Here is a 26998-nt window from a genome sequence, read left to right on the forward strand (position 1 = left end):
ACCTCATACGGATTCTTTAAAGTTAGTTAAAATGGCATCTAAATCACCAACCACTTTCTCGAACACATCTATTTTTGTATGAAGTAATTCCAAGATTTTTTCTTCAATGGTATTTTCGATAGCAAGGTTATAAATATGGACGTCATGCTCCTGACCTAAACGGTGGACACGACCAATCCTTTGCTCTAGCTTCATTGGATTCCATGGTAAGTCATAATTGATAACATGATGACAAAATTGAAGGTTTATCCCCTCTCCACCTGCCTCTGTAGCAATAAGTACTTGTGCTCTTTCTTTAAAAAGATGCTTCATATAATCTCGTTTACTTTTATTAAATTTACCATTAAACAACACACTCGTTATACCATTAGAGTGTAAATACCACTGTAGATAAATTTGTGTAGCCCGATATTCAGTAAAAATGATAACCTTGTCATTTGCTTGCTTCACAATTTCTAGCGTTTTTTCTGCTTTTGAATTTACTTTTAAAGCCATTACCTTTGCTATAATTGCTTCAATATCTTGTGACTGTGCATGCTCTTCCAGCATATTTGTTAATGTTAATGCTGTCGCTTCCTTACTACTACACATTTCCTTTTGCAATGTAATTAATGAAAATGATCCTGTGTTTTCAAGGTTTCCAAGCATATCATAAACTTCTCTTTCTTCGTCCGTAAAAGTAATCGGTACAATTTGAACACAACGATTCGTCCATTCTATACCCGTATCTTCTCTTCGGTTCCTCACCATAACCTGATTGACTAATTCTTTCAAATAATCATCATGTTCTAAATGATGCTTACTAGCTGAAAATGCCGATTGGAAGGTATCATAGTTCCCTAAATGACCCGGTTTTAATAATGAGATTAAATAAAACAATTCGAACACATCATTTTGTATAGGTGTGGCTGTTAATAATAAGCAGAATTTTTTCTTTAAACCTTGAACGAATTCATAAATTTGTGTTTTATTATTTTTTAATTTATGTGCCTCGTCAATAATAATCATGTCATAATCTTGCTCATAAATACGCTCTCTATGAGGACTTTTTTTTGCTGTATCCATACTCATAATTAAGACATCGTAGCGCTCTATCGGACAATTTTTTTTATAGGCGATGGCAGGTATATGAAATTTAACATTTAACTCTTCTATCCACTGATTAATTAGAGAGGCAGGGGCCAAAATTAATGCCCTTTTGACAAGACCTCGAATGAGATACTCCTTTAAAATTAAACCAGCTTCAATCGTTTTACCAAGACCTACTTCATCAGCTAAGATAGCCTTTCCATTCATGCGTTCAATTACAGTTTCAGCTGCTTCTAGCTGATGTGTCAGCGGCTTTAAATTAGGTAAATACTTCGTAGCTTGTAATCCTGTAAAGTCAGGAATCAATTTCATTTTCACAATATCATAATTCATCTTATACAATGTCCAGCTATGCCATTTCTCAAGATGATTTAATCGATTAACAAATCCTTCTTCCCACTCGGACGACCTTTCTATTTTCATGATCATCACCTCATGTCATTATTTCTAGCTTAGGTTGTCCAAAAAAGGGAAATCTATGTTCCTTCCGATAAAAAACAACTAAGTGGGGCAATTTTATAGAACATCATTTTCCTCATCAAGCATGTGAAAACAGAAAGAAAGGAACACCAACAGTTTATTAGTGTTCCTAGGAATTATCATTTTAAACTTTCCTGCAATAGCTTGCGATTACGTTGTTTAAATATATCGTTATGTGAGGAAACAATACCACCCTCTGAAGCATCAGGTTGAATATACTTCTTCGCACTATTGACTGCATGTAATGCATCATGAAATGCTGCAGCAATTAAATGGATTTTACCAGCATGATGCAGAATATCACCTGCAGCATACAGACCCGGAATGGAAGATTCACTATTTATTGAACCAGCAATAAAATAGTCATTTTTACGTTCAATGGCTAGCGGGCTATTATCTAATAACTCCTTATCACGTATATAGCCATGACAGATAACCACTTCATCGACAGGAATTTCTGTTACAGTGCCTGTTTCATGATTCGTTAAAGCAATCGCTTTAATCATTCCTGCTTGATCGTCTGCAATGAGCTTGGTAATTTCAGAATTATAATGACACTCAATGGCACTATTCGTAAGCTCTGTTATTTGAGCCTCATGTGCAGACAATTTATCTTTTCGATAAGTTAAGTATACCTTGGAAGCTACCTCCATTAACTCTAATGCCCAATCTACAGCGGTATTACCACCACCAGATATTATTACTGTCTTATCTTTAAATTTTTCATAGGATTTGATTGTATAGTTTAAATTCGATACTTCAAAGCGTTCAGCTCCCTCAATTTCGATTTTTTGAGGATTCAGAATGCCACCACCAATAGCAACAATAACCGTTTTAGAATAATGAATATTTCCAGATTCAGCTGTAACGACAAAAATTCCTTCTTTATTTTTGGCAATTGACAGCACTTTTTCATTTGTATAAATGGAAGGATTAAACGTTAAGGCTTGCTCGACTAATTGTTTAATAAGTTGCCCACCTGAAATGGGCGTAACTCCTCCAATATCCCAAATCATTTTCTCTGGGTAAACATGGATTTTACCACCAAGCTGTGGCTGTGATTCAATTAACTTTGTCTTCATTTCACGTAAACCACAGTAAAAACTAGCATACAAACCTGCAGGTCCCCCACCAATGATTGTTACATCATACAATTCTTGTTCTAACAATATTTAACACACCTTTCATTTGTTATTCCTATCCCAAGGCCATAGCATTGGCTTACCTACTTACAGCTCTAACTGTTTACTTTTCATATACAAAAATTACTTTATATTTCCTCCTTACCTCATTATACGATAATGATAATCATTATCAACTAAAATGATAATGAAAACCTTATATTTTGCTAAATCTTACTATTCTTTAATTAATCTTTATACGGCCTTTACATTGGACATGTACGCTTAAACTAACTTTAATTGGAGGTTTAATATGTATGAAGTATAAAAAATTAGCCGCAATGGCAGCAGGTTGTTCTATAGCTTTAGCTTCCTTTTTAGTGGGAGAAAATCAATCCTATGCGGTAGAAAAAATACCGTCTGAATTAACCTTAAATGTCTCCTCTCGGTATGATTCTGGTGTAAAAAATGAGGATGGCGGCGCAACCGAAATCGTTGCTTACAATGCTGACAATCACAAATATTATGTGATCAACGGGACGACTAAGCAAATTGAGGTTGTCCCTTTACAAAAAAATACGCCCTTTACTACCCTAAAAGCAGAGAAATTCATAAATCTTGAAAAGGCATTAAAAGAAGTAAAACCAAACTTCTCATATGGGGACGTGACAAGTATTAGTATTAGCACGGAATCGGATATCATCGCAGCCGCAGTACAAGCAGCAGACTACAATGATAATGGATTAGCTGTATTGTTAGATTACAGTGGTACAATCCTTCATGTTGTGGAAGCTGGTAAACAGCCTGATATGATCACCTTTACCCCGGATGGAAAGAAGATACTTGTAGCAAATGAAGGTGAACCCCGAGAAGGTTATGAGATGGCCACAGATCCCGAAGGCAGCGTCAGTATAATTGAGCTCTCAACTGATATGACAAAAGCCACTGCTAAAAACATAACTTTTAAGGCTATGGACGCTCAACGTGAGGATCTTGTGGCTAAAGGAATAATTCTAAAGAAGAAAACGAATCCGTCCGTTGATTTTGAACCAGAATATATAGCTGTCAATCGTATGAGTGATAAAGCCTATATTACCTTACAAGAAGCAAATGCTATTGCTACTCTAGATCTTACAATGGGTGAATGGATAAATATACAACCATTAGGTTTTAAGGATCATAGTAAGGAAAAAAATGCTCTGGATTTTATGAAAGATAACAAAATCAATATTACTACAGAGAATCTTTTTGGAATCTATATGCCTGATGGAATTGCATCCTACGAGGTAAATGGTAAAACGTATTTAGTCACAGCAAATGAAGGCGATTCACGTGATTGGAATGGTTACATAAATGAAAAAGAAACGGAATTAAAAGGAAATGATGTTGTTCTTTTTGATTCATCTGATTATGATGGTTTACAACAAGGAAAGTTATATAGCTTCGGTGCACGGTCTTTCTCAATCTATGAAGCCGATACAATGACACAGATCTATGATAGCGGTAGTGATTTTGAAAAAGTCATTGCTGATTCATTGCCTGAATACTTCAATGCTTCCAATAATAATACTAAGCTTGATAATCGCAGCGGTAAAAAAGGACCTGAACCAGAGGATGTAAAAATCGGGCAAATTGGTGATCGTACGTATGCCTTTATCGGTATAGAACGAGTTGGTGGCATTATGATGTATGATATTACAAAGCCGGATGCTCCAGAGTTTGTTCAATATTTCAATGAACGAGATTTTAGTGAAAACATAAAGGGAGATGTTTCACCAGAAGGTTTAACCTTTATTCCTGCATCCACAAGTATTACTGGACTTCCAACTTTACTTGCTGCCCACGAGGTTAGTGGCACTGTTACTGCTTTTACATTTGGCAACTCGAATAACAGTACATTTTCAGATATACAAGGACACTGGGCTCAAACAGCTATTGAATACTTAGCAAGCACTCAGATATTTAATGGCATCACAAAAAATCAGTTTTATCCAAACGCACAACTGACAAGAGCACAATTTATTACTGTTCTCAGTCGAGCACAGGGGATTAGCACTACAACAAAAGCCCCTTTTTCAGATGTAAAACCAGATGATTATTTTGCTGAAGCTGTTGCTTGGGCTCATGAACATAAGCTAGTTGATTCAACAGATGGAAAGTTTAGGCCTCATGAACCTATTAGCCGAGAGGAAGCTGCCGTAATTTTGTATAATTTTACAAAGCTAATAGAAAAACCATTATCAAAGCATCAGCCAAAGCTATTATTCAAGGATGATGCTGCTATTTCCGCTCATACTAAAGAGGCCATTTATAGCTTACAACAAGCTGGAATTTTAACAGGAGATAAACAACAACTTTTCGAACCACAAAGCACATTATCTCGCGCTACTATCGCGTCCATTCTTTATCGTTTATTTGTTCAATCATACTAATATTGAAAAAGGCTGTTCGAGTAGTCGGACAGCTTTTTTTCATTTCAAAAAGGAACATTCATAAATTTCCAAAATATACGTTAACGTTACTTTTTGATAAACTATTGGAAAAAGTTAAAGAGGTAATCATGAAAAGGATACTATTTATATTACACGAAATATATGGGGTAAATCATTTTATTAAAGAACAGGAGAGAGCTTACTGTGATGACAACACAACTACTACCTGTATTTCGCTCTATCCAGAGGGACTTTCCTTTCCATATGAACAGGAAAAACAAGCTTATGACTTTTTCGTACAGACAGTTGGATTCGATACTCCTATTGAATTACTTTCACAAAAACTGCTAAAAGCATGTGAAGACTACGAAGAAGTAGTATTAATTGGATATAGTGTAGGGGCCACTTTAGCTTGGAGATTATCAGCACTTCCCCTCCACCGAATCGTTTGTGTTTATGGTTCACGTATACGTCAATATATAGATGTTAGACCTTCCTGTCCAACCTTGGTTATTTTACCTAGTCAGGAAAGTAGCTTTGATGTTAAAACCTTAAAACAAGCACTTGTGAGCATACCAAATGTCCATCTGAAACAATATCAGGGGCTTCATGGTTTTATGAATGCGTCCAACTCTAATTATTGCTACAGTAGCTTCCTACAAGCACAAACTGACATTAAAAGCTTTTTACAAGAGAACAAAATTTAGGAGGAACAAAGATGGAACGTAACATTAATATTGACGTTGATCCCTATATTGAAGGAGGTAATGTTATTTATCCAAGTTTTCACCTGTCCTTACAACCTGGTACAATCATTGGGATCTACACTGATGTTTCTAAAATACATACATTGATGCAATGGTTTATGAAGCAAAAGAATACTTTTACATACTTTCGTGAGAGTGCCTTGTATGAGCGCCTAACTGTCCTCGAGCATTTACAGTTTTTTTTAAAGCTTTTTCATCATTCAACTAGGGAAAAAGAGAATTTATTAAAATTACTTAGCCTTATGGAACAAAAAAACACTAAAATCCATAAACTTTCTACTGGTGAAAAACAGCGATTAAAGCTTTTGACTACATATCTCCACCAATCGCCTATGCAAGTTTTAGAAGAGCCCTTTCAAAACATTGATGATTTTTCTAAACAAAATATCCAAAAATTATTAAAACGCTTAGTCGAGCAACAAAAAAGCATTATTTTACTCTCGAATAATTTGGAAGACTTAATGATTACAAGTACGGTTATACATAGGCTAGATGGAACTGGTTTACATACATTGGATGTTAAGGAGGAGGAGCTAGAACATACTCCACAGCCATTTGAGAGCGCACCAATTCGGCTTGATAAGATTCCTACAAAGAAAAATGACAAGATTATTTTATTTAATCCACCTGAAATTGATTATATTGAAAGTGTTGATGGGGTTGTTTCTGTCTTTGTTGCTGGTGAAGCATACCCATGTTCTTTATCCCTTAATGAGCTAGAGCAAAAATTGACACCTTTCGGCTTTTTTAGAAGTCATCGTTCTTATATCGTTAACCTACAAAAGGTTCGAGAGATCATTACATGGACACGCAATAGCTATAGCCTAGCACTCAACAGTACAGAAAAGACAGTAGTTCCCCTGTCGAAAAATAAACTGGCAGATTTAAAGGAAATACTCGGAATTTAGTAGATTTCCCAGGAAATAAACGACTCCTGTCACCTTTAATAAGGTTCCACTGAAGGTCATTTTTCTGCCTTTCACGCAATTTTTACTGTGAGCCTTACTGTTGTTGATTATAGTATAGACATCAACAACAAACAGGAGGTTACACATGAACGCAGTGATTGATGTGCAACATTTGAAAAAAACTTTTAATAAAGAGACAGCATTACAAGATGTTTCCTTTACTATTCAGAAAGGCGAAATATTTGGCTTTCTTGGACCGAGTGGTTCAGGTAAAACTACTACTATTAAAATATTAACCGCACAAACAGATAAATCTGCTGGCAATGTTCTATTATTTGGTCAGCCAGCAACTGACATGAAGCAAAGTCAAAATCGAAAACGTTTTGGTATTTTAACAGATAATAGTGGACTGTACACAAGACTATCTATTGAGGAAAATTTATTACTCTACAGTAATTTATATGAGATACCTAATTCTGCTGTCAAAGAAGCTTTAGACTTTGTCAATTTATATGCAGACCGAAAAAAGAAGATTAGTCAGCTCTCAAAAGGAATGATTCAACGTGTTACACTTGCACGTGCCATCATGCATAAGCCCGAATTATTGTTTTTAGATGAGCCTACTTCTGCACTTGATCCTGTCAATACGCAGCATATTTATCATGGCTTAAGAAGATTAAATGATATGGGGACAACTATTTTTTTAACAACCCACGATATGAGCGAGGCAGAAATACTTTGTGACCGTGTTGCTTTCCTCCATAAAGGGAAAATCCGAGCAATAGGAGCTCCAAAAGACCTAAAAAAAGAATTTGGTACTGACACTATTACAGTAGAGCTTAAAAATGGTGCTCAGGAAATTATAGAAAATGGTGCTCAGGATGCAGAAAAATTATATCAATGGATGCAATCAGAGCAAGTTAGATGTATCTATACAAACGAGCCAACACTTGGTGACATTTTTATGCAAATAACAGGGAGTGATTTAGTATGAATATTTCGATGACACGTATTCAAGCTATATTGATGAAGGATTATAAGGAATTCTCACGTAACTATGCTGTATCATCTATGGTGTTATTACCACTTGTAATGGCATTTTTATATAATCAAACAGGTGCAAATACCATTAACATATATTTCTTACCAATTAATTTAACGTTCTCCATAGTGACCACCTACGTACAATGTAGTTTAATTGCAGAAGAAAAAGAAAAAAACACTCTTCGCAGTCTCATGCTCTCCCCAGCCTCACTTGGAGATATTTTGATTGGTAAAAGCTTGTTTGTTCTAATTATTACAATTGTTTCTGTAGCACTGGCTATTTTTCTAGTTGGCTACGAACCTGCGAACCTTTTTATCTTAGCAATTGCATTATTACTTTCTGCTGTGTTTTATATTGCTCTAGGTACAATTTGTGGATTATTTGCTAAATCAATCATGGAAGCATCTATCATTGTGCTGCCTATAATGTTGATCTTCTCATTCGGTCCTATGGCCTTAGCTCTATCTTCGACTTACCCAATCTTAAAATTAGCGGAATGGCTCCCAAGCTCACAGTTATTACTTTTAGCGGAAGCATTAGAAGGTAAGTACACTATGACAGATGTGATTATTCCTATGATTACGATTATTGTATGGTCTCTTCTTTCTTGGATTTTAGCGGCAATTATCTATAAAAAAAGAATGGTCGATTAATGACCATTCTTTTCTTCTTCATACACTAACTTCTGCTCTAGCTTTTCAATTTCATCTAGTGTATCAGCATACCATATGCCAACGAATCTAGATGCTATAGGCTCTTCAAAGTAATCGCCATCATAGAAAGATAGCGGAAACAACGTCCCTTGTTCAATCAATGTCTTGATTGTTTGAAAAAAGTGCTTATTCTTTTCCGGGCTTGGTGCTGCATAAGAAGCAAATTTATTAATGGGCTTCCCTAAAGCTTCATGAAACATCAGCATAGAGGTAGAACCATTTTGACGAAAATTTAAGTCTATGGCTTGAACATCTCCCGCCTCCGTGACGATTAAATCAAAGCCAGCCACTCCAACAAAACCTTCTTCAACACCACGTTCCATAATATGTCTTCCCACTTCAATAACTTTTTCAGGGACTTTTTCTACTATAATATTCCCTTCATAAATGCCATTATCATCGGTAATTTGTTGAGAGGCTCCCAAGTATTGAATACCTAGCTCCTCTGAATAAACAAATTGACAGCTATAATTGTCCTTTGTCTGTAAAAGTTCCTCAATAATTATGCTCTCCGTACCGGTCATTCGAAATTGCCGTAAGCCTTCTGTTAGCTCTTCTTTATTATGACAGATGATGACACCATACCCCCCAGATGTTGGAGAATCATCTCCGGGCTTTAGTACAACTGGTGGCTGCCAATTTTTAATGGCATCCGAAAGTCTATATGTCTCAACATTTAAACGGCTCGGCACGAATTTACTGTCGATTAGATGATCGATATATGCTTTTGTATTCAGCTCATTAAATTTCTCGGCATCCATCCAATAGCATTGACGATCCATGTGCTCCAAGTCATGGATATATTGACAAACAATTGTCTTTCCTTCCTCACACCAAGATTGAATTTGTGCCAAATATTCCTCTTTGGTTTCATAACTATAGGGCTGTTCAACCCAAGGTAACCCTGCCACTTCATGTAGCTCTTGAGCTTTTTCTGTTTGTGTGGCTCGGTGTACTAATACGGGGATATCAGCAATAGCTACTTCTCTTGAGGTTAAAGCATCTAGCTTATGAGGATCATCCATCATCCAAGGATTATCACTATACGGTGTTCTTGGTGTATACACAGCATTATCACCATAAATTTGTCTTAAAGTATATTTTGGTTTCAAGTAGATTACCCTCTTTCAAGTTTTAGGTACTCTACCCTTCCTATTATTTTTTGACACTTTTTATAAGAAAAAACGGATTTAAAGATTAATTAAATTCCATTTTATACCTTTATTTATTTACTTTGCACTAATAAATCTTCTACATGTTTTTTCACCTGTGGCCATTCTTCAATCGTAATACTATACATCACTGTATGCCGAATTGTCCCATCTTTGCGAATCATGTGATTACGCAATATCCCTTCCTTTGTGGCACCTATACGTTCAATAGCTCTTTGAGAACGGATATTTTCATGATCTGTTTTGATTTGAACTCGTTGTAAATGAAGGTATTCAAAACAATATTGTAATAATAAATATTTACAATGGGTATTAATAGCTGTGCGCCAGTATGCGGGTGTCAGCCATGTATACCCTATCTCTAGTCGTTGATGCTTGTCATCAATATCCATATAACGAGTAGAGCCAATAATATTCCCCGATTGTTTATCCACAATCACAAAAGGAAACTCAGTTTTACCGCTTCTTGTAAGTAGTGCGTTTTCCACAAAGTTATTCACATCCTCCCTTTTTTCTATAGTTGTGGACATATGTGACCAAATCTCTGGATAACTACCTGCCTCTAGAAGTCCTTGAATATCGCTTAACTCTAAAGGCTTTAGTTTGACTACTTCATTTTCTAATGTAATGAATTCCACTACACTTCACTCCTTTTCTACTTATTTAACGGCAAAATTGATATGATGGATATATCCAATTATTAAAAAAACGACCATACCAAAGGAGGTTTTGAATGTGGAGCTCTCTATTTCATTTACAGGAAATTCAGCTAAGTACATACAAATCTATGAAGAAATAAAGCACTCTATTTTAACTAAAAGATTACTCGCTCATGAGCAATTGCCCTCAAAACGTGCTCTTGCTCAAATGCTGGATGTCAGTGTGCATACTATAAAGGAAGCCTATGAACAATTACTTGCAGAAGGCTATATTTATAGCAAAGAACGATCCGGTTATTACATTGCTCCATTTGAATTTGATTGGCTGCAGCAGCATGTCGAACAACAAATTGCTGCTCCAAGCACAACCAACCCCCAAGATAACATACAATTCGATTTTACTAATGGCCATGTGGATAACGAAGCGTTTCCTTACGCTGTTTGGCACAAGCTCATGAAAAAGCATTTTAATTGCGACAACTTATCAACAAGCCCTTGGGAAGGAGAAACTGTTTTACGTATGGAGATTGCCCGCTATGTAGAACGCTCCCGAGGGGTCGTGTGTGACGCTTCACAGGTGTTTATTTATAGTGGTACGCAAAGCCAGCTTTTAGCCCTCTGTCTTTTTCTTGGTTCAACAACTCGGGTTGGTTTAGAAGAACCAGGCTTTAAACGAGTACGTGCAATCATACAGCAGTGTGGATTATCAACAGAGGCAATTCCTGTGGATAATTCGGGAATAACACTTCCCTTAAAAACAATTCACATGTTATACACAACACCGGCTCACCAATTCCCCTTGGGCATGATTATGACAATGGAAAGAAGAGCTGCATTGTTACAATGGGCTATCTCGAACGAGACTCTTATTATAGAAGATGATTACGATTCGGAGTTTCGGTTTAAGGGACTTCCAATCCCTTCATTAGCTAAGATGGACCAGCTTCAACACGTTATCTATTTCGGAACATTCTCGAAAACATTGCTCCCATCATTACGCATAAGTTATATGATTCTACCAAAATCTTTAGTCGCACCATTTATGACCTTCCACCAAGAGCAAAAATCGGTTGTCTCCAAAGTAGACCAGCTTGTCTTAGCAGATTTTCTCGCACAAGGACAATTCGATAAACATTTGGCTAAAATGCGGACAATTTATCGTAAAAAACAGCAAGCATTACTGACATCTATCTCTCAGCATTTTTCAAATGACTTTCAGGTAATCGGTGAAAAATCAGGGCTCCATATTGTTTTGAAGTTACCTCATTATCTTACTGAGAAAAAAGCGATCCAGCTTGCACAAGAAGTAGGCATTCGTGTCTACCCTTGCTCTACTGCCTATCAAAATGGAACCAATGAGGCAATGGTCATTATTGGTTACGGTGGACTGACACTTGGGCAAATTAATGATGGCATTGCGCTGCTTGCTTCTGTTTGGCAACGCTGACTTATTCTTTATTTGTCGAAATACTCATTAAATAAAGCGAAACCTTTAAAACATTTTTTCGTATATCAATTAAGCCTCAGATTCTGCATAGATCACTTTGGTACAGCTAAACAAAGCGTTCAGATTTTATCGAGCAAGGCTTAAAAATCTCCTCTTCAAAATCTGAGACATCCGTTGGAGGCTAGATCTAGATTCGGCAGACCTTAAATAAATAACATATGCTAAATCATTAAAATTAAATGGACACATAAGGGGATTAAACGAGATGGAGAACCGTGAGCAATTAGAACAGCATTTACAGGAAATTAAAGTATGGGAAAAAGATCAAAAAGATTTATGGTTTTGGGAAAAGTTAGGACGAATACCTTTTAAGCTTTTAGATAAAATGACACCAACCTTTATTCAAAATAAAATCGCTTTATTGGTTGATGAATTGGGAAATTATATTCAATCAGGAGGAAAGTATTTAATTAGTGAGCAAGCAATGATGCAAAAAATCCGTAACCACTCTTCCACTCAACACATATTGACCATTGCTGATATCGGTCAAATCCCATTAGAAGACATGATCACTCTTAGCGATCAATTGCAAAATGAGCGTGTAAAGTTTGCTACTGTTCAGGGAGCTTCTACTGGCTTTGGTGGAATCTTTACGTTGGCTATTGATATTCCTGTTATTTTAGGAACAGCATTAAAAACATTGCAGGAAATTGCCATGATTCATGGCTATGATCCGAATGATAAAATGGAGCGTATTTTTATTGTGAAGTGCCTTCAGTTTACTTCTGCTGATATTGTTGGTAAAGAAGCGATTTTACAGGAGCTTTCTACAATGAATAGCACAAAAAAAGCTTCGGACAACATGATTTCTCAGCTTCAGGGTTGGCAGGAGGTTTTTTACACATATCGCGATCAACTTGGCTGGAAAAAGCTGTTTCAGATGATTCCTATTGCAGGGATGGTTTTTGGAGCTTATGCCAATAAAGGGATGATACAGGATGTTGCAGAAACCGGCATTATGCTCTATCGAAAAAGACGTATTTATGAAAAATTAAATGAATTAGAATGTTGATGAAAAAAGATGGTGCAAAAGTGTTGGAGCAAAATAGCCCTTTAAAAAGATTTATGTGGGACGATAAACCCTTTGCGCGTAAAATCGCTATTGGTTGATTGATTTGTTTTTCAGCACTAAAAAAGATGATACTCTTTGCTATAAGAGTGTCATCTTTTCCTTACTTTTTTATATTTAATTAGTATTTTCCCTTGATGCTGACGGCTTTCCATAAAATCATGCGCCTTTTGCATTTCCTCTAAACTAAACACTTTAGCAATTGGCACTTGGAAGCTGTCTTCTTTTAATAAAGTAAAAATATCCTGCGCAACTTGTTGTAACATCTCTGGTTTTGAAGCTCTAGTTGTGCCTAAGCTAAACCCTTTTATATTACGGCAGCTACTATGTAAATCTGATGTTTTAATATTTCCTGCACGGCCTCCACTATTGCCAAATTGCACCAGTGTCCCATAAGGTGCTAAACAAGCCAAACTTTCTTCGGTTATAGCTCCTGCAATAGAATCGAATACAATATCAACACCACGGCCATCTGTTAATTTATTGACATGATTACTAAATTGATCGTATATGAGGACATGATCTGCACCTAGTTGTTCAACAATTGTAGCCTTCTCTAAATTACTTACCGTACCAATAATTTGTTTTGCACCAAGCTTTCTTGCCATTTGGATGAGCATTGTCCCTACTCCACCTGAAGCAGCATGAATTAATACAGCATCATGTTGACTAATGGGTGCTATCTGATGTGTTAAGATATACGATAAAAAAGAAACAGTCGGTACAGCTGCAACCTTTTCAAAAGGTACATTACTTGGAACTTTAAAAACTAATTGCTCCTTTGCTATCACATATTCTGCGTAAGCGCCACTTTTGGGGAATGCAATGACTTGGTCACCCTCTTGAAAAGCACTGTTATTTCCGAAAACCTCTTCAATAACACCAGCAACATCTAAGCCTAGAATCATCGGGAAATTTGCCTTCGCTTTATTACCCGAACGGTTTTTAATATCTGCATAATTGACACTAGTGAAAGAAGTGCGTATTAAAACCTCTCCTTCAGAGATAGTAGGCTTAGGACAATCTATATATCTTAAAACATCAGATCCACCAAACTCATTCATAACAATTGCTTTCATTTATTTCCCCCTCCTTGTTATAGTAAATTATAAACTAAATATAGAAATAATGGAGGAACCTACATGAAAATCAAACCGAAGCAAGATATGTACAACGGTATATCCTACAACTTTTTTGATAACAATAGCGATAAAATATGTTTTATGTTCTCTGGGACTGGCTATAGCTATGACAAACCTATTCTTTACTATTCAAGGTTACTTGTGCTAGAACTCGGCTATGATGTCATTCAAATTAATTATACATTTGCACAACAGCAATTCGAGCAGGAGCCTCAAGCTATTTCGAATATGGTTTATAGCGTTGTCAATCCTATTGTAGAAGACTTTTTACAAACAAAACCTTATACACATGTTATTTACATAGGGAAATCTTTAGGTACCATGCCTATTATCGATTTTTATATGCAGCGACCTTCCTTGATCCCTGCTAATTATGTGCTCTTTACACCCCTGTTGTCACTGGAACATACATTGACAAATCTATTAGACAAACATGCCTTTTTGGCAATTGGCACAGCTGACCCCCATTATTCACAGGAAAAAATAGCACAATTAACTTCACATAAACTTTCTGTTTTCGAAAATCTTGATCATTCACTTGAAATCCCTTCTAATATAGCGCTCACTATTCAGTACTGTCAGTCGCTAATGAAACAATTAAAGGCATTTCTGCAAATTAATTAACTAAATTTCCAACGGGTTATTTACCAGAAATATCTATCTATGCTACACTATCAAAAATACAGAGAAGAGAAGAGTAAATAAGGCTGTTCTTCCCAGAGAGCTCGAGTTGCTGAAAACGAGCAAGAACGAATTATTGAAACAAGCCTCGGAGTAGCGCATTGGATTTCTATTTGACTGATGGTGCGACGGGAACTCCCGTTATAGAGTTACAGTATAAGCATAGGCACTATGTCGTACTGAAAAGGCTATTATGGTGACATAATAGTGAACTAGGGTGGCACCACGTGAGTATAAATTCCACAATCTCGTCCCTAAGACTATACGTCTTGGGGGTGGGATTTTTTATTTGCAAATCACGACTTTGCTGAAGGAGGAATTTATATGAAAAAATCTTTAGAGGCCTGGCGCTATCCTGCTATCCTATTGTGTAGTATTGGTATCTCTAGTATTGGTGAATGGATCTATTTTATTGCCTTAAATCTGATTGTCTTGAAGCTTACAGAATCAGCTCTTGCTGTTTCTGGCTTATATATTGTAAGAGCATGCTCATCCTTGCTCACTAATTTTTGGTCAGGAAGCCTAATCGATCGTTTTAATAAAAAAAATTTAATGATTATTTTAAATCTTTTTCAATCTATACTAATCGTTTTACTCCCTTTCTTTTCTAGCTTAGTATCAATTTATATCTTAGTCTTTATCATTACAGTAGCTAGCACTATGTATCATCCAACATCTATGACTTATATCACTAAATTGATCCCTAATGCACAACGGAAACGTTTTAATTCCCTGCGTAGCCTTCTCGATTCTGGGGCATTTTTAACTGGTCCTGCTATTGCTGGTTTACTATTTACACTTGGAACACCCAATATGGCCATATACTTAAATGCAATTGCTTTATGTCTATCAGCCTGTATAACCTTTAAGATGCCTAATGTTGAAGCTAATGAAAAATTTGATAATGTAACAGAAAAAGCATCGCTTTACCGAGTCTTACTATATGATTGGCAAATGGTCATACGTTTTAGCTTAAAAAATCGCTACGTCATGATGATCTATTTGTTGTTTAGTACTACCGTCGTTTTGATGACAGCAACCGATTCTTTAGAGGCAGCTTTTGCAACACAAGTTCTTGCATTGTCAGAAGGACAATATGGAATTTTAGTCAGTCTCGCAGGAGCAGGTGTGTTAATTGGCTCTATAACCAATTCAGCATTTGTCGAAAAAATTCCTACAGCATGGCTCATCGGTATGGGTTCTCTTTTAACAGCAGTAGGTTATTTGGTTTTTACTTCATCCTTTACTTTTCTTATTGCTGCTTTAGGATGCTTTCTATTGTCATTTGCAACTGCTTTTGCGAATACAGGGTTTTATACATTTTATCAAAATAACATTCCCACTAAGAGCATGGGGCGAATTGGAAGTATTTACGGATTCTTTGAAGCTCTTTTTATCATTATATTCACCGCTGTATTTGGGTTAGTTGCTGAATGGATGACAATCCGTGCAGTTGTCGTTAGTGCTTCCTTTTTCATGTTGTTAACCGCTATTATTCTACTACTGTTAACTACACGACCTTCGAAAAGACGCTATTACCAAGGCATTGAGAGTAGCAGGAAATAACCATTCTTTCTAAAACTGAAGCATTTGTGTTTTAAAAAAATTTAACCATCTAACGTCTACTATACATTGACATTAGATGGTTATTAAAATGGAGAATGTTTTAGATATATCCTAATTCAAATGAAAGCTGCTGTGCTGTTTTAATTACTTCTTTTGTTATACTCTCCAATTTTTCAGCATCTGTATCATATTCAAAGCATTCAGCGCTGATTGCTGCAATTGGTTGTTTATTTGAATCAAAAATAGGTGCTGCTATTGATACTGTTCCCTTTGTTTTTTCCCCAAAGCTTATGGCAAATCCTTTTTCTCTCACACCATTGAGCTTCTCAATCAATTCTTCTTTCTCTTGCTCTTCAAGTTGTTTTAAAAATTGCTGCTGTAGCTCACTTCTAGAAAATGCAAGCAACACTTTATTAGGAGCTCCGATAGGATACGGGATTTTCTCACCAATCATATCAATAATACGTACATTTTTAGGACTATCAATTCGATCAATAATAATGGATGCAAACTGTTTTGCAATACTTAAGTAGATCGTTTCACGAACATTATAGGCAAGGTTTTCTAAGAGAGGATGCGCTTTTTCCCTGATATCTGTTTCATGATACATTTTCATACCAAGTTGCAACCATGTATAGCCCAGTCGAAATTCCTTTTTATTATCATTTCTCTCTACTAAATCAAAGTTTTCTAATGTATACAATATTCTGTAAATTGTGCTAGTTGGTAGGTCTGTTTCATTAAAAATTTCCTGCACAGAAAAAAACCGTTTTGGATGTCTTGCTAGCATATTTATAACTACCATTGCTCTTTCTATTGATTGTATCATTCCATTTCTCCCTTCCATTATCCTATATGACCTCTACTCTAAAGCTTTACAGATCTAAAATAGCTGTTAGGGGAATAATTTAGAAATTACAATTCATGCAAATTATCAAATCTTTCATGTGCTTTTTAAATTTAACATGTAGCCCCTGCTTTTGAATGTAGTTTCATTTTATTTTAACTAATTTTTAAATATTTAAATAGATGCTAGATGAAATATGTCTAGAGGAAATCACTATTAGTACGGAAAATTACAAGTATTCTTAAAAATTAAAATTGACAATTTTATATTTTCCCTTTACGATAATTTATATTCCATTATGCAGATTAAATTTCGTATAGTGGAATTTATAAATTAAAGGTAATCCAAATAACACACTTTATGATTTATATAATTTTCAAAAAATTACAATTTACTATAAAAGGAGAAATTTTATGAATACTTTTATGTGGAATACACCTGAAAAACTACGTGCCCTACTTTGTGAAATTGTTAGCTGGGAAAGTCGAACACTAACAAAGGGCGAAAATGAATTTGCCTATAAATTAAAAGATAAATTGTTAACGCTTCCATATTATAAAAATCATCCTGAGTATATTGAATTACATGATGCCGGTTTAGGAAGAAATGCTGTAACAGCCTTATATAAGCATCCAGCGGCAACGGAAACAGTCGTGTTAATTAGCCACTTTGATACTGTGCATACGGAGGAATATGGAGAGCTAGAGCCATTAGCTTTTTATCCAGAGGAATTAACTAAAAAGTTAATGGAACCGAAATATAAAAAAGATTTGCCAGAGGCAGCTCGAATTGATTTGGAGTCTGGTAATTATTTATTTGGCCGCGGCACAATGGATATGAAAATGGGTCTGGCGTTACATATGCAGTTGATTGAAAAAGCTAGCTTTGAGCAATGGCCGATCAATCTATTATTGACAGCTGTGCCGGATGAGGAAGTGAACTCTGCAGGTATGCGAGCAGCGGTAGTAGAGCTTGTAAGACTACGAGAACAACATGGTTTAACGTATAAATTATTTTTAAATAGTGAACCGTCCTTCTCACAAGGACCATCTGATACGAATGAATATATTTATTCAGGGACCATTGGTAAGATCATGCCCGCTGCCCTGTTTTATGGGAAGGAAACCCATGTTGGTGAGCCATTAAAAGGCATGACTGCTAACTTTATTGCTTCCTATATGACACAGCATATGGAGTGGAATCCACTTTTCCGCGAAAGCGATTTAGGTGAAAGTACACCACTACCCGTCTCGTTACAATTAAAAGATTTAAAAATGGAATATTCTACACAAACGCCCTACCGTGCGGCAGCCCTTTACAATGTCTTTTTGCTAAAACGTACAGCTGCAGAAGTGATGGCTATTTTTGAACAGGTTGCATTAGAAGCTATGGCTGCTTGTAATGACCACTATGAGCAAATTTGTACACGAGAAAATGTACAGGGCGTAGGCAAGGTAAAGGTTTTACGTTACGAAGCTCTATTGGAACATGCCATCGAAAAATTAGGTGCTGAAGAAGTACAAGCAATTAAACAGCAAGTTCTACAGCATAGTGAATGGGATGATCGTGAAAAATCCATTCGCATCGTAGACCAGCTCATGATTCGCTGTCAGGAATTAGCACCAGCGACGGTTGTGTTATATGCACCACCATACTACCCTGCCATTAATTCATCCAATCATCCACTAGTAAAACAGTCGATTGAATTGATGAAAAAGACAGCCCAAACATTTGGCGTTGAAGTAGAACAAATTCATTATTTTAACGGGATTTGTGATTTAAGCTATGTAAACTATTCAGATGCATCCAATGAGTGGCTAGCCTTTGAACGAAATACACCTGTCTGGGGCGAAACGTATAGCATTCCATTTAAAGAAATGACAGCCCTCCAAGGCCCTGTCTTAAATGTCGGTCCATTTGGCAAAGATGCACACCAAAAAACAGAACGATTACATGTAGATAGTGCTTTTAAAGAAATGCCTATGATGATTGATACGTTAATTAAAAGCTTATTGTAAGAAAAACTTCATTCAAAATGGTTTTCACTATCTCTAATTTGAATTGTCACCAATGTATCTAGGATGAATATAGAAATGAGGTTGTTATATGGATTTTGCCGCTTTAACAGGGAAAATAGCAGGGATTATTTGGAGTAATGCTTTAGTTTATCTTTGTTTAGGAGCAGGAATTTATTTTTCACTTCTCATGAAGTTTCCACAGCTACGTCTTTTCAAAGATATGATTAAACAATTGTTTAATAGGAAAAAATCAGCAAATGGTGTTTCATCTTTTCAAAGTTTTGCTATGGCATTAGGTGGCCGTGTTGGTATTGGTAATATCGCCGGTGTAGCGACAGCAATTTATTTCGGAGGACCAGGAGCTATATTTTGGATGTGGGTCATCGCCTTTTTAGGTGCTGGTGCTGCCTATATTGAATCCGCTCTAGCACAAGTTTGGAAACAAGAAATTGCAGGCGAGTATCGTGGAGGACCAGCCTACTACATCGAAAAAGGGCTGAAGAATAAGCCATTTGCTATACTGTTTGCCATTGCTACTATTTTAGCAACTGGTTTCACTGGCTCTGGTGTCCAAGCCTTTAACATTGCAGATTCTACAAAAAGTGCATTCGGGATTTCACCAATAATCACAGGTATCATTGTTTCGGCAATATTTGGATTTGCTATTTTCGGCGGAATCAAAAGGGTTGGTAAAGTTGCTGAGTATGCTGTACCGTTTATGGCAACAGCTTACATACTTCTTGCGTTCGTTATCTTATTTATCAATATAAAAGAAGTGCCTGCTATATTTGCATTAATTTTTAGCTCTGCCTTTAATTTAAATGCTGCATTCGGAGCTGTTTTTGGGAATGCCATTATGTGGGGAGTAAAAAGAGGTGCTTATTCAAATGAAGCAGGTCAAGGTACAGGAGCACAAGCAGCTGGTACCGCAGAAGTATCTCACCCTGCCAAACAAGGGCTTGTACAAGCATTCTCTGTCTATGTAGATACATTACTTGTTTGTACAGCTACAGCCATTATGATTATCTCTACAGGTAGTTACAATATCGCCCATCCTAACGGTGGATTTATAGTCGAGAATCTTCCTGGAGTTGAAGCGGGTACAGCTTTCGCTCAAGAGGCTATTAACTCATTTATTCCTGGCTTAGGAAGCCCGTTTGTAGCAATCGCTGTATTCTTCTTTGCCATTACTACAATGCTTGCTTTTGGAGTATATACAGAGAGTAATGTTGCTTACTTATTTAAAAACAGTAAAAACTTTGGGACTATTTCAGTTGTTGTAAAGGTACTATTGGTTATCTCCATCTTTTTCGGTACTATTCGTTCATCCTCGACGGCTTGGAATCTTGCGGATATTGGTGTAGGAACCCTTGCTTGGTTAAACCTAATAGCTATTATCCTATTAACAAAGCCAGGTATTGCTACGTTGAGAGATTATGAGGAGCAAAAGAAAATGGGGCTTGATCCAGTATTTATTCCAGAGAGATGCGGTATAAAAGATGCAGAATTATGGAATGACATTACTGAAAAGAACTATCCAGATCAATTAGCCGCTTTAAAAGAAAAAGTTGGCGATTTTAAATAAACAAATGAACCCTGTAATAGACACTTTAGGAGGTCTATACAGGGTTTTCTTTATTAAACCTTAAAATTTTAGAATGGTTTCAATAGTGTAACCTATTTATTTATTCAGTTGGGAAATATTTTACTTGCTCTACTGCTGCTAAAAGTTTTTTCGTCACAATTTCGGATTCATCAATATGGCTTGTTAGGACATGATTAGTTTCATCGAATAAGGCTGTTGTCGTTTTAAATTTATGCATCACATCTTCGTTTGATAGTTTTTGATCTTTAATGGAATCTAATAGCTCATTAATTCCTCTTTGAACATTGGTCATAATTTGTAGTAATTGATCAATTTTCACTGAGGTTTTAGCACTTTTATCAATACCTTCCGTTACTAGCTGCATATTATTTTTATTATCTTCGTAAGCATGTGCAATTTGTTCCTCAATTTTCTTTGTTAAATTTGCAATATCCTCTGTGCTAGTTTTCGTGTTTTCAGCTAATTTCCGAACTTCCTCAGCAACAACTGAAAAACCTTTACCATGCTCCCCTGCTCTTGCTGCTTCAATTGATGCATTCAAAGCTAGTAAATTTGTTTGATTTGAAATTTCCCCAATAACATTTACTATTTCTGCAATTTGCTTGGATCGTTCACTTAAATGGCTCATGCTTAAAGAGGTTTTCTGAGATTGCTCTCCTAATGCATCAATAAGCTGTTCAACTTCATGGACAGCTTGCTTGCTTTCTACTGATAATGTCATCATTTGATCGGATGAAGAAATTAATACATTGCCTTTATCTAGTGCGTTTTCAGAAATCTCCTTAGATTGAATTGTGCTTGCCTCTACTTTATTAAACTCTCCCACAATATCAGCAACCATTTCTCCTAAAATTGCATGCTGATTATTTACCTTGTTATGTTGTTCAATAGTTTCAATGATTTCCTTATGTAACAGATTTAAAAATAATTGAAATTCATGGTCTTTTTTATCTAATGTCGCATTTAGCTCATCAATTTTCTTTTTAAATTGCTCAACATCCTCTTCTTTTGATCGAAATATCGTGAACATCGTCCTATCACCCCAAGTAAATTTTTCCTATCCAATTAATTTTATCCATTACCTTACGATTAATCAATAATATCCCAGGTTTTTACACAAAAAAAATCCCCTTAAACGCAAAATTGCATTTAAGGGAATTCACTATTTTAATATGCTAAACCGAATAAAGCTTTAATATGTGTTAAATAACGAATGTTAGAAGCTTCTTTCATTAATGTTGCAGGAAGACCTTTAAGCTCTGTGTTGCTAGCTCCGATTGTAGCAACAGCATCTTTACGACCTAAGCTTGCAAGTGTACCAGAGTTAACTGCTGAGAATGGTTTCATTTCTTGGTTTTTATATTGTGCAAATACATTATAACCAGCGCATTCACCCATTTGCCAAGCAACTTGTGCAGTTGGAGCGTAAAGCGGACGACCACCATCTGCTGGTAATGCAACAGACGCGTCACCAATAACAAATACGTCTTCATGAGATGTAGATTGTAAGAATTCGTTGATTGTTGCTTTACCACGATCAGCTGCTAGACCTGATTCGCCTACGATTGGAAGTGGAGCAACTCCACCTGTCCAAACAAGTGTATTGGCAACAATTGGTTCACGATCTTTAAGAGAAATAACATTACCATCCACACCAGTTACAGGCGTACCAGTAATAAATTCTACGCCACGTTTTGTTAAGCTTTCAGTAGCGCGTTGGATAAGTGTATCTGGAAGTACTGGTAAGATTTTTGGACCAGCTTCAACAAGCTTAATTTTAAGATCAGCAAAATTAACACCGTGTTTTGCAGCGATTTTCGGGAAGTTGTCCACGATTTCACCAACAAGCTCAACACCTGTTAAACCGCCACCACCGATAACGATTGTTGCGTCTGCTTCATCTTTAGACTGAGCATATGCTTTAATGCGGTCTTCAATATGCTTGTTAATTTTGTTGGCATCATTTACTGATTTAAGTACCATTGAGTTTTCTTCTAATCCTGGGATACCGAAGAATCCAGTTTGGCTTCCTAAAGATACAACAAGTGTATCGTAAGTTAATGTATAGCCATTATCTAAATCAACTTTTTTAGTATCTACATTGAATTTTGTTACTTTCGCAATGTGTAGATCGATATCTAAACCTTTAAAGATTTTTTTAAGTGGTAGAGCAACAGCACCTTCTGCAATTGTACCACCAGCTAAACGGTGAAGCTCAGTGATGATTTGGTGTGTTGGAAATTGGTTTACTACAGTAATTTTAGCTTCATCAGCTGATAGATACTTACGTGCTGTTAATGCAGTTAAAACGCCAGCATAACCTGCACCTAAGATGACGATTTCTTTTGACATGATTAATTAATCCTCCGTCCTTACGAATTGAATTTACCTTGAGTCTTATTTAGCTTTACGCTCTGCATTTACTTGTAAGAAAGCATTAACAAAACGGAAAACATTTTGAACTTGAGGGTCTTTTAACATTTTCACAAGACCGAATAAACCAATTACTTCATGGCTTTCAGCTGCACGGTCTTTAGCTTCAATTGCAGTTGCTGCAAGGTTTTTCGCAGAGCCCACTACAGGTCCAGCGATTTCTGTTACTGCTCCAACAGTATCATTTTTAAGCACTTCGTCTGTTGCAACAGCTTGAGCAAACTCGTATGATTTCGTTAATAATGTCATCATTTCAGTTAACTTTGGTAATTGCTCAACTAAAGTTGTAAGAGATTCTTGAACTTCAGGCTTTAATAATTGATCTAGCACATCTAATTGTTCTTTGCTCACAGTTACTTGCTCAGCCTGTGTTTGGTTATTCGTTTCTGACATTTTGAACTCTCCTTTGCCATCACTAGTACTATTTTTTATTGCCTACATGTAAAAAAGACCATTAAGGTAAAACTTAACAGTCGTTACAGCGTATATCTTACACATTCACCAGTCACAAGGGCTGGATAGCGTTTCGTATGACTTGTTATTACAATGTTTACTTTAAACCGCAAAAAGCGCATCATAATACCATCCTTATCTTGTCTTGGTGACATTACAACCTTCATTATAAGGCTGTTTGTACATTATTTCAATGAGCTAAATCACAATTTCGACAATCTTTTCAAAATTCATTGATTTCGTCAACTATTTATTGTATTTACGTTTGTATTTTGTCCTAGATGTAAAAAAATACTATTAGGAATTTTGCGCAAGCTATTTCTACGAAGATTCCATTTGTTTTCACCTAAAATTTAGTCTTAAACTTGGACAGAAAGCCAGAAAAATTCCACTATTTCTTTTGCAGCAATTGCCTCTGTTTGAAATAATCTATTTCCATCCCCATCTTTAAAATATCCTACAGACATCAGTGCCATGAAGGTATGGGCAAAAAATGTTGAATTTCCTTTTCTAATAGTACCCTTATCCATTTCCATTTCCATGGCTCGCTCAATCGTTTGGTACATTCTGTTTTCAGAAGCATGAACTTGACTTAACTGGTCTTCTGATAAATTAATGGCCGCCTCTTTCATAAAATTTTTCATATCAATATCGATTGTTGCTGATAAATGAATCTCAACAAGCTGTTCAAGCCGTTCTTTAAATGGTTTCGACTGCTCTAAAATTTGTAGGATAGATAGCTTGATACGATCCATCATTGCGATTAATGCAGATGTATATAACTCGCCTTTAGTTGGGTAGTAGTAATAGATAGTCGCCTTTGTTACGTTACAAGCTTTTGCTACATCATCCATCGACACATTTTTGTAGCCCTCTTTAATAAAAAGCCTTGTGGCCGTTTCAAGAACAATATCTTTTGTTGGTTTCGCATTTTCATCATGGCGAGGTCTCCCGAGAACACGCGGTGATTGTTTCATCAAGTTCGCCTCCTTAAATAAAGCATTGTTTTAACACATATTATAACATATTAATATTTCTTGATTGATCAATTAACCTTCTAGTATATATAATTAAGTCACTTACATGAAATGGAGGTCTTTTGATGAAAAAACATCCACTTGAGCAATGGGGCTCAATGGTTGCAAGTAAAAAGGGGCGATTAGTAGCACTAGCTTTTTGGGTGTTATTAGTAGTTGTGCTGTCATTTGCTTGGCCACAAATCAATAGCATAGAAAGCGAGTCGGGCAAAAATTTACCTGACACTGAAATGTCTGAACAAGCGGCAGCGATTATTGCAGAGCAATTTCCTAATGATGCTGGAACACCCTTATTGCTAGTATGGCATCGTGACAGTGGTCTAACATCCGATGATTTTTCAGCAATCCAGCGTGTTTACAGCGAGCTTTCGGCAAAGCCATTAGCTCATCAAACTCTTGTCCCACCATTTGACCAAATGCCAACTCAAGCTTTAATGGCTTCTACTTCCGAAAATGGCACCACAATAGTAACACCTGTGTTTTTTGAAAAAGGAGTCGCGACAGATTTGCTACAGGATAGTTTGGATAATCTAACAAAGATTATGGAGCGCTACCAAGTCCAACAAGATAAAGAACTTTCCAGTGATGGACTTCATGTGCGTTATTCTGGACCAGTTGGGATTGCTACAGATGCTGTTAGTTTATTTTCTCAAGCAGATGTAAAACTATTAATAGCAACAGTATTACTTGTTTTAGTATTACTTATTATTATTTACCGTTCACCATTGCTAGCTATTATTCCTTTACTTGTTGTTGGGCTTGCCTATGGTGTTATCAGTCCGACCTTAGGTTTCTTTGCTGACCATGGATGGATTGATAAGGATTCACAAGCAGTTTCTATTATGACTGTTTTACTTTTTGGTGCGGGGACTGACTATTGTTTATTTTTAATATCTAAATATAGAGAAATTCTCTTTGATGTGGAGGATAAGACTGCCGCTATGAAGCTGGCTGTCAAAGAATCAGGCGGTGCTATTTTAATGAGTGCCTTAACAGTTGTTATTGGTCTAGCTACACTCAGTCTTGCTCATTATGGTGCATTTCAGCGTTTTGCTGTCCCATTTAGCTTTGGCGTGCTGGTGATGGGAATTGCTGCTCTTGTTGTCCTACCGGCTATTCTTGTACTAATAGGGCGCGTCGCTTTCTTTCCATTCATCCCCCGTACAGAGCAAATGGCCACTAAAAAAGGTAAGAAACAACATAAGCCTTCCCATAAGGTTAGCCATAAAATCGGACATTTTGTTACGCATAAGCCATGGATTGTTATCACCATAACGGTAATATTACTGGGAGGATTAGCAGCATTTGTTCCACGTATTCAATATACCTTTGATTTACTGTCATCCTTCCCGAAAGATATGCCGTCTCGAGAAGGTTTTACATTAATAGAAGAAAATTTTTCGCCTGGAGAATTAGCACCTGTGCAATTAGTTATTGATACTGAAGGGGCTAATGTTAATTTACAGCAGCAACTTACAGCAATCTCCTATATTGATGGAGTTGAAGATGTACGAACAGGCGAAAAAAATAATGACATTCAATTATACGAACTCACTTTAAATGCCAACCCATACGCAAAGGAATCATTAGCCCGTATTCCTGATCTTAAAACTAAGGTTATTAAAATTTTGGAGGATCAAGGACTTACTAATGCGGAGAAGCATGTATGGATTGGTGGAGAAACTGCTAGCCAATATGATACAAAACAAATAACTAAGCGTGATGAAACGGTGATCATGCCAACGATGATTGCATTAATCGCATTACTATTGTTTGTCTATTTGCGTTCCATTACAGCTACTATTTATTTATTAGCAACCGTTATTATTTCTTACTTCGGTGCATTAGGCGCTGGATGGTTAATCTTACACCACATCATGGGGGCAGAGGCCATTTCTGGAGCTATCCCACTGTATTCCTTCGTGTTCTTAGTCGCACTCGGAGAAGATTATAATATCTTTATGATTTCGGAAATTTGGAAAAAACGTAAAACAGTCAATCATTTAACAGCTGTAGAAGAAGGTGTAGTTCGGACGGGAAGTGTTATTACATCTGCTGGCCTCATTTTAGCAGGTACATTTGCTGTTCTTGCCACATTACCGATTCAGGTACTTGTACAATTTGGTGTTGTAACAGCGATTGGTGTGCTTCTCGATACATTCATTGTAAGACCATTGCTAGTTCCAGCAATCACAACAGTACTTGGTAAATATGCATTCTGGCCAGGTAAGTTATTTAAAAAAGACGCTTAAA

The 26998-nt window shown here is 36.4% G+C and carries 22 protein-coding genes and 1 other annotated feature; of the genes, 12 read left to right on the plus strand and 10 right to left on the minus strand.

The genetic code is table 11. From position 1 onward, the window contains the following. Positions 1-3 precede the first annotated feature (3 nt). Positions 4-1518, minus strand: a complete 1515-nt coding sequence (locus SJW71_RS22705) for a DEAD/DEAH box helicase (RefSeq protein ID WP_274795361.1) — start codon at positions 1516-1518, stop codon at positions 4-6. Between the two features lie 170 nt (positions 1519-1688). Then, a complete protein-coding gene (locus SJW71_RS22710; protein WP_431811602.1) occupies positions 1689-2738 on the minus strand; it encodes an NAD(P)/FAD-dependent oxidoreductase in 1050 nt (349 codons plus the stop codon). A gap of 269 nt (positions 2739-3007) precedes the next feature. Between SJW71_RS22710 and SJW71_RS22715 the strand changes: the two genes are divergently transcribed. From SJW71_RS22715 to SJW71_RS22735, 5 genes are all read left to right on the plus strand, one after another. Next, positions 3008-5122, plus strand: a complete 2115-nt coding sequence (locus SJW71_RS22715; protein ID WP_431811603.1) for a choice-of-anchor I family protein — start codon at positions 3008-3010, stop codon at positions 5120-5122. A 128-nt stretch (positions 5123-5250) separates the two neighbouring features. Continuing rightward, positions 5251-5829 carry a dienelactone hydrolase family protein gene (locus tag SJW71_RS22720; protein ID WP_322606481.1) on the plus strand — a complete coding sequence of 193 codons (579 nt, stop codon included), beginning with the start codon at positions 5251-5253 and terminating at the stop codon, positions 5827-5829. 11 nt (positions 5830-5840) lie between these two features. Beyond that, positions 5841-6797, plus strand: coding sequence for a response regulator transcription factor (locus tag SJW71_RS22725; protein ID WP_322606480.1), 957 nt, complete (start codon positions 5841-5843; stop codon positions 6795-6797). Between the two features lie 145 nt (positions 6798-6942). Then, positions 6943-7791 (plus strand): ATP-binding cassette domain-containing protein, encoded by an 849-nt coding sequence (locus tag SJW71_RS22730; protein WP_431811604.1) that lies wholly within the window; start codon positions 6943-6945, stop codon positions 7789-7791. Next, entirely contained in the window at positions 7788-8495 is a 708-nt protein-coding gene (locus tag SJW71_RS22735) for an ABC transporter permease (protein WP_274795350.1), read from the plus strand. Before SJW71_RS22730 ends, SJW71_RS22735 begins: the two co-directional genes overlap by 4 nt. On the opposite strand, the gene ldmS is transcribed toward SJW71_RS22735, so the two are convergent. Further along, the gene (ldmS, locus tag SJW71_RS22740) at positions 8492-9667 is read right to left on the minus strand and encodes an L-aspartate--L-methionine ligase LdmS (RefSeq protein ID WP_274795349.1); all 1176 of its coding nucleotides are present in this window, start codon (positions 9665-9667) and stop codon (positions 8492-8494) included. The two genes, SJW71_RS22735 and ldmS, sit on opposite strands and share 4 nt — an antisense overlap. A 113-nt stretch (positions 9668-9780) precedes the next feature. Further along, positions 9781-10365, minus strand: coding sequence for a GNAT family N-acetyltransferase (locus SJW71_RS22745; protein ID WP_312507658.1), 585 nt, complete (start codon positions 10363-10365; stop codon positions 9781-9783). A 97-nt stretch (positions 10366-10462) separates the two neighbouring features. On the opposite strand from SJW71_RS22745, the gene SJW71_RS22750 reads away from it, so the two are divergent. Both SJW71_RS22750 and SJW71_RS22755 read left to right on the plus strand, forming a co-directional pair. Next, positions 10463-11833, plus strand: coding sequence for a PLP-dependent aminotransferase family protein (locus tag SJW71_RS22750; protein WP_274795347.1), 1371 nt, complete (start codon positions 10463-10465; stop codon positions 11831-11833). A 265-nt stretch (positions 11834-12098) separates the two neighbouring features. After that, on the plus strand, positions 12099-12905 hold the full coding sequence (locus SJW71_RS22755; protein WP_431811605.1) for an EcsC family protein: 807 nt from the start codon (positions 12099-12101) through the stop codon (positions 12903-12905). A 149-nt stretch (positions 12906-13054) separates the two neighbouring features. Here the strand turns inward: SJW71_RS22755 and SJW71_RS22760 are convergent, their stop codons facing one another. After that, positions 13055-14041: a quinone oxidoreductase family protein gene (locus tag SJW71_RS22760; RefSeq protein WP_431811606.1), complete on the minus strand. Its 987-nt coding sequence runs from the start codon at positions 14039-14041 to the stop codon at positions 13055-13057. A gap of 63 nt (positions 14042-14104) precedes the next feature. Between SJW71_RS22760 and SJW71_RS22765 the strand changes: the two genes are divergently transcribed. Both SJW71_RS22765 and SJW71_RS22770 read left to right on the plus strand, forming a co-directional pair. Beyond that, positions 14105-14728, plus strand: coding sequence for a hypothetical protein (locus SJW71_RS22765; RefSeq protein WP_431811607.1), 624 nt, complete (start codon positions 14105-14107; stop codon positions 14726-14728). 52 nt (positions 14729-14780) lie between these two features. Beyond that, positions 14781-15044, plus strand: a binding site (T-box leader). 65 nt (positions 15045-15109) lie between these two features. Further along, positions 15110-16351, plus strand: coding sequence for an MFS transporter (locus tag SJW71_RS22770; RefSeq protein WP_274795343.1), 1242 nt, complete (start codon positions 15110-15112; stop codon positions 16349-16351). A 100-nt stretch (positions 16352-16451) separates the two neighbouring features. On the opposite strand, the gene SJW71_RS22775 is transcribed toward SJW71_RS22770, so the two are convergent. Then, a complete protein-coding gene (locus SJW71_RS22775) occupies positions 16452-17180 on the minus strand; it encodes an IclR family transcriptional regulator (RefSeq protein ID WP_274795341.1) in 729 nt (242 codons plus the stop codon). Positions 17181-17611: 431 nt separating this feature from the next. Here SJW71_RS22775 and SJW71_RS22780 point away from each other — a divergent pair, with 431 nt between their 5' ends. Together SJW71_RS22780 and SJW71_RS22785 are read left to right on the plus strand one after the other, a co-directional pair. Continuing rightward, the gene (locus SJW71_RS22780) at positions 17612-19216 is read left to right on the plus strand and encodes a M20/M25/M40 family metallo-hydrolase (RefSeq protein WP_431811608.1); all 1605 of its coding nucleotides are present in this window, start codon (positions 17612-17614) and stop codon (positions 19214-19216) included. A gap of 88 nt (positions 19217-19304) precedes the next feature. After that, positions 19305-20801, plus strand: coding sequence for an alanine/glycine:cation symporter family protein (locus SJW71_RS22785; RefSeq protein ID WP_274795339.1), 1497 nt, complete (start codon positions 19305-19307; stop codon positions 20799-20801). Between the two features lie 100 nt (positions 20802-20901). On the opposite strand, the gene SJW71_RS22790 is transcribed toward SJW71_RS22785, so the two are convergent. The 4 genes from SJW71_RS22790 to SJW71_RS22805 all read right to left on the minus strand — a co-directional run bounded on the left by SJW71_RS22790 (position 20902) and on the right by SJW71_RS22805 (position 24685). Further along, positions 20902-21852 (minus strand): methyl-accepting chemotaxis protein, encoded by a 951-nt coding sequence (locus tag SJW71_RS22790; RefSeq protein ID WP_274795338.1) that lies wholly within the window; start codon positions 21850-21852, stop codon positions 20902-20904. A 137-nt stretch (positions 21853-21989) separates the two neighbouring features. Beyond that, complete coding sequence (locus SJW71_RS22795) at positions 21990-23174, minus strand: NAD(P)/FAD-dependent oxidoreductase (protein WP_274795337.1); 1185 nt, start codon at positions 23172-23174, stop codon at positions 21990-21992. Between the two features lie 45 nt (positions 23175-23219). After that, entirely contained in the window at positions 23220-23648 is a 429-nt protein-coding gene (locus tag SJW71_RS22800; protein ID WP_274795336.1) for a DUF1641 domain-containing protein, read from the minus strand. Positions 23649-24067: 419 nt separating this feature from the next. Beyond that, positions 24068-24685 carry a TetR/AcrR family transcriptional regulator gene (locus SJW71_RS22805; RefSeq protein WP_274795335.1) on the minus strand — a complete coding sequence of 206 codons (618 nt, stop codon included), beginning with the start codon at positions 24683-24685 and terminating at the stop codon, positions 24068-24070. A gap of 125 nt (positions 24686-24810) precedes the next feature. On the opposite strand from SJW71_RS22805, the gene SJW71_RS22810 reads away from it, so the two are divergent. Then, positions 24811-26997, plus strand: coding sequence for an MMPL family transporter (locus SJW71_RS22810; RefSeq protein WP_274795334.1), 2187 nt, complete (start codon positions 24811-24813; stop codon positions 26995-26997). The last annotated feature ends 1 nt before the right edge of the window (position 26998 follow it).

It is taken from the genome of Lysinibacillus sp. FW12 (assembly GCF_050817245.1).
In the GTDB taxonomy this organism is placed as follows: domain Bacteria; phylum Bacillota; class Bacilli; order Bacillales_A; family Planococcaceae; genus Lysinibacillus; species Lysinibacillus irui.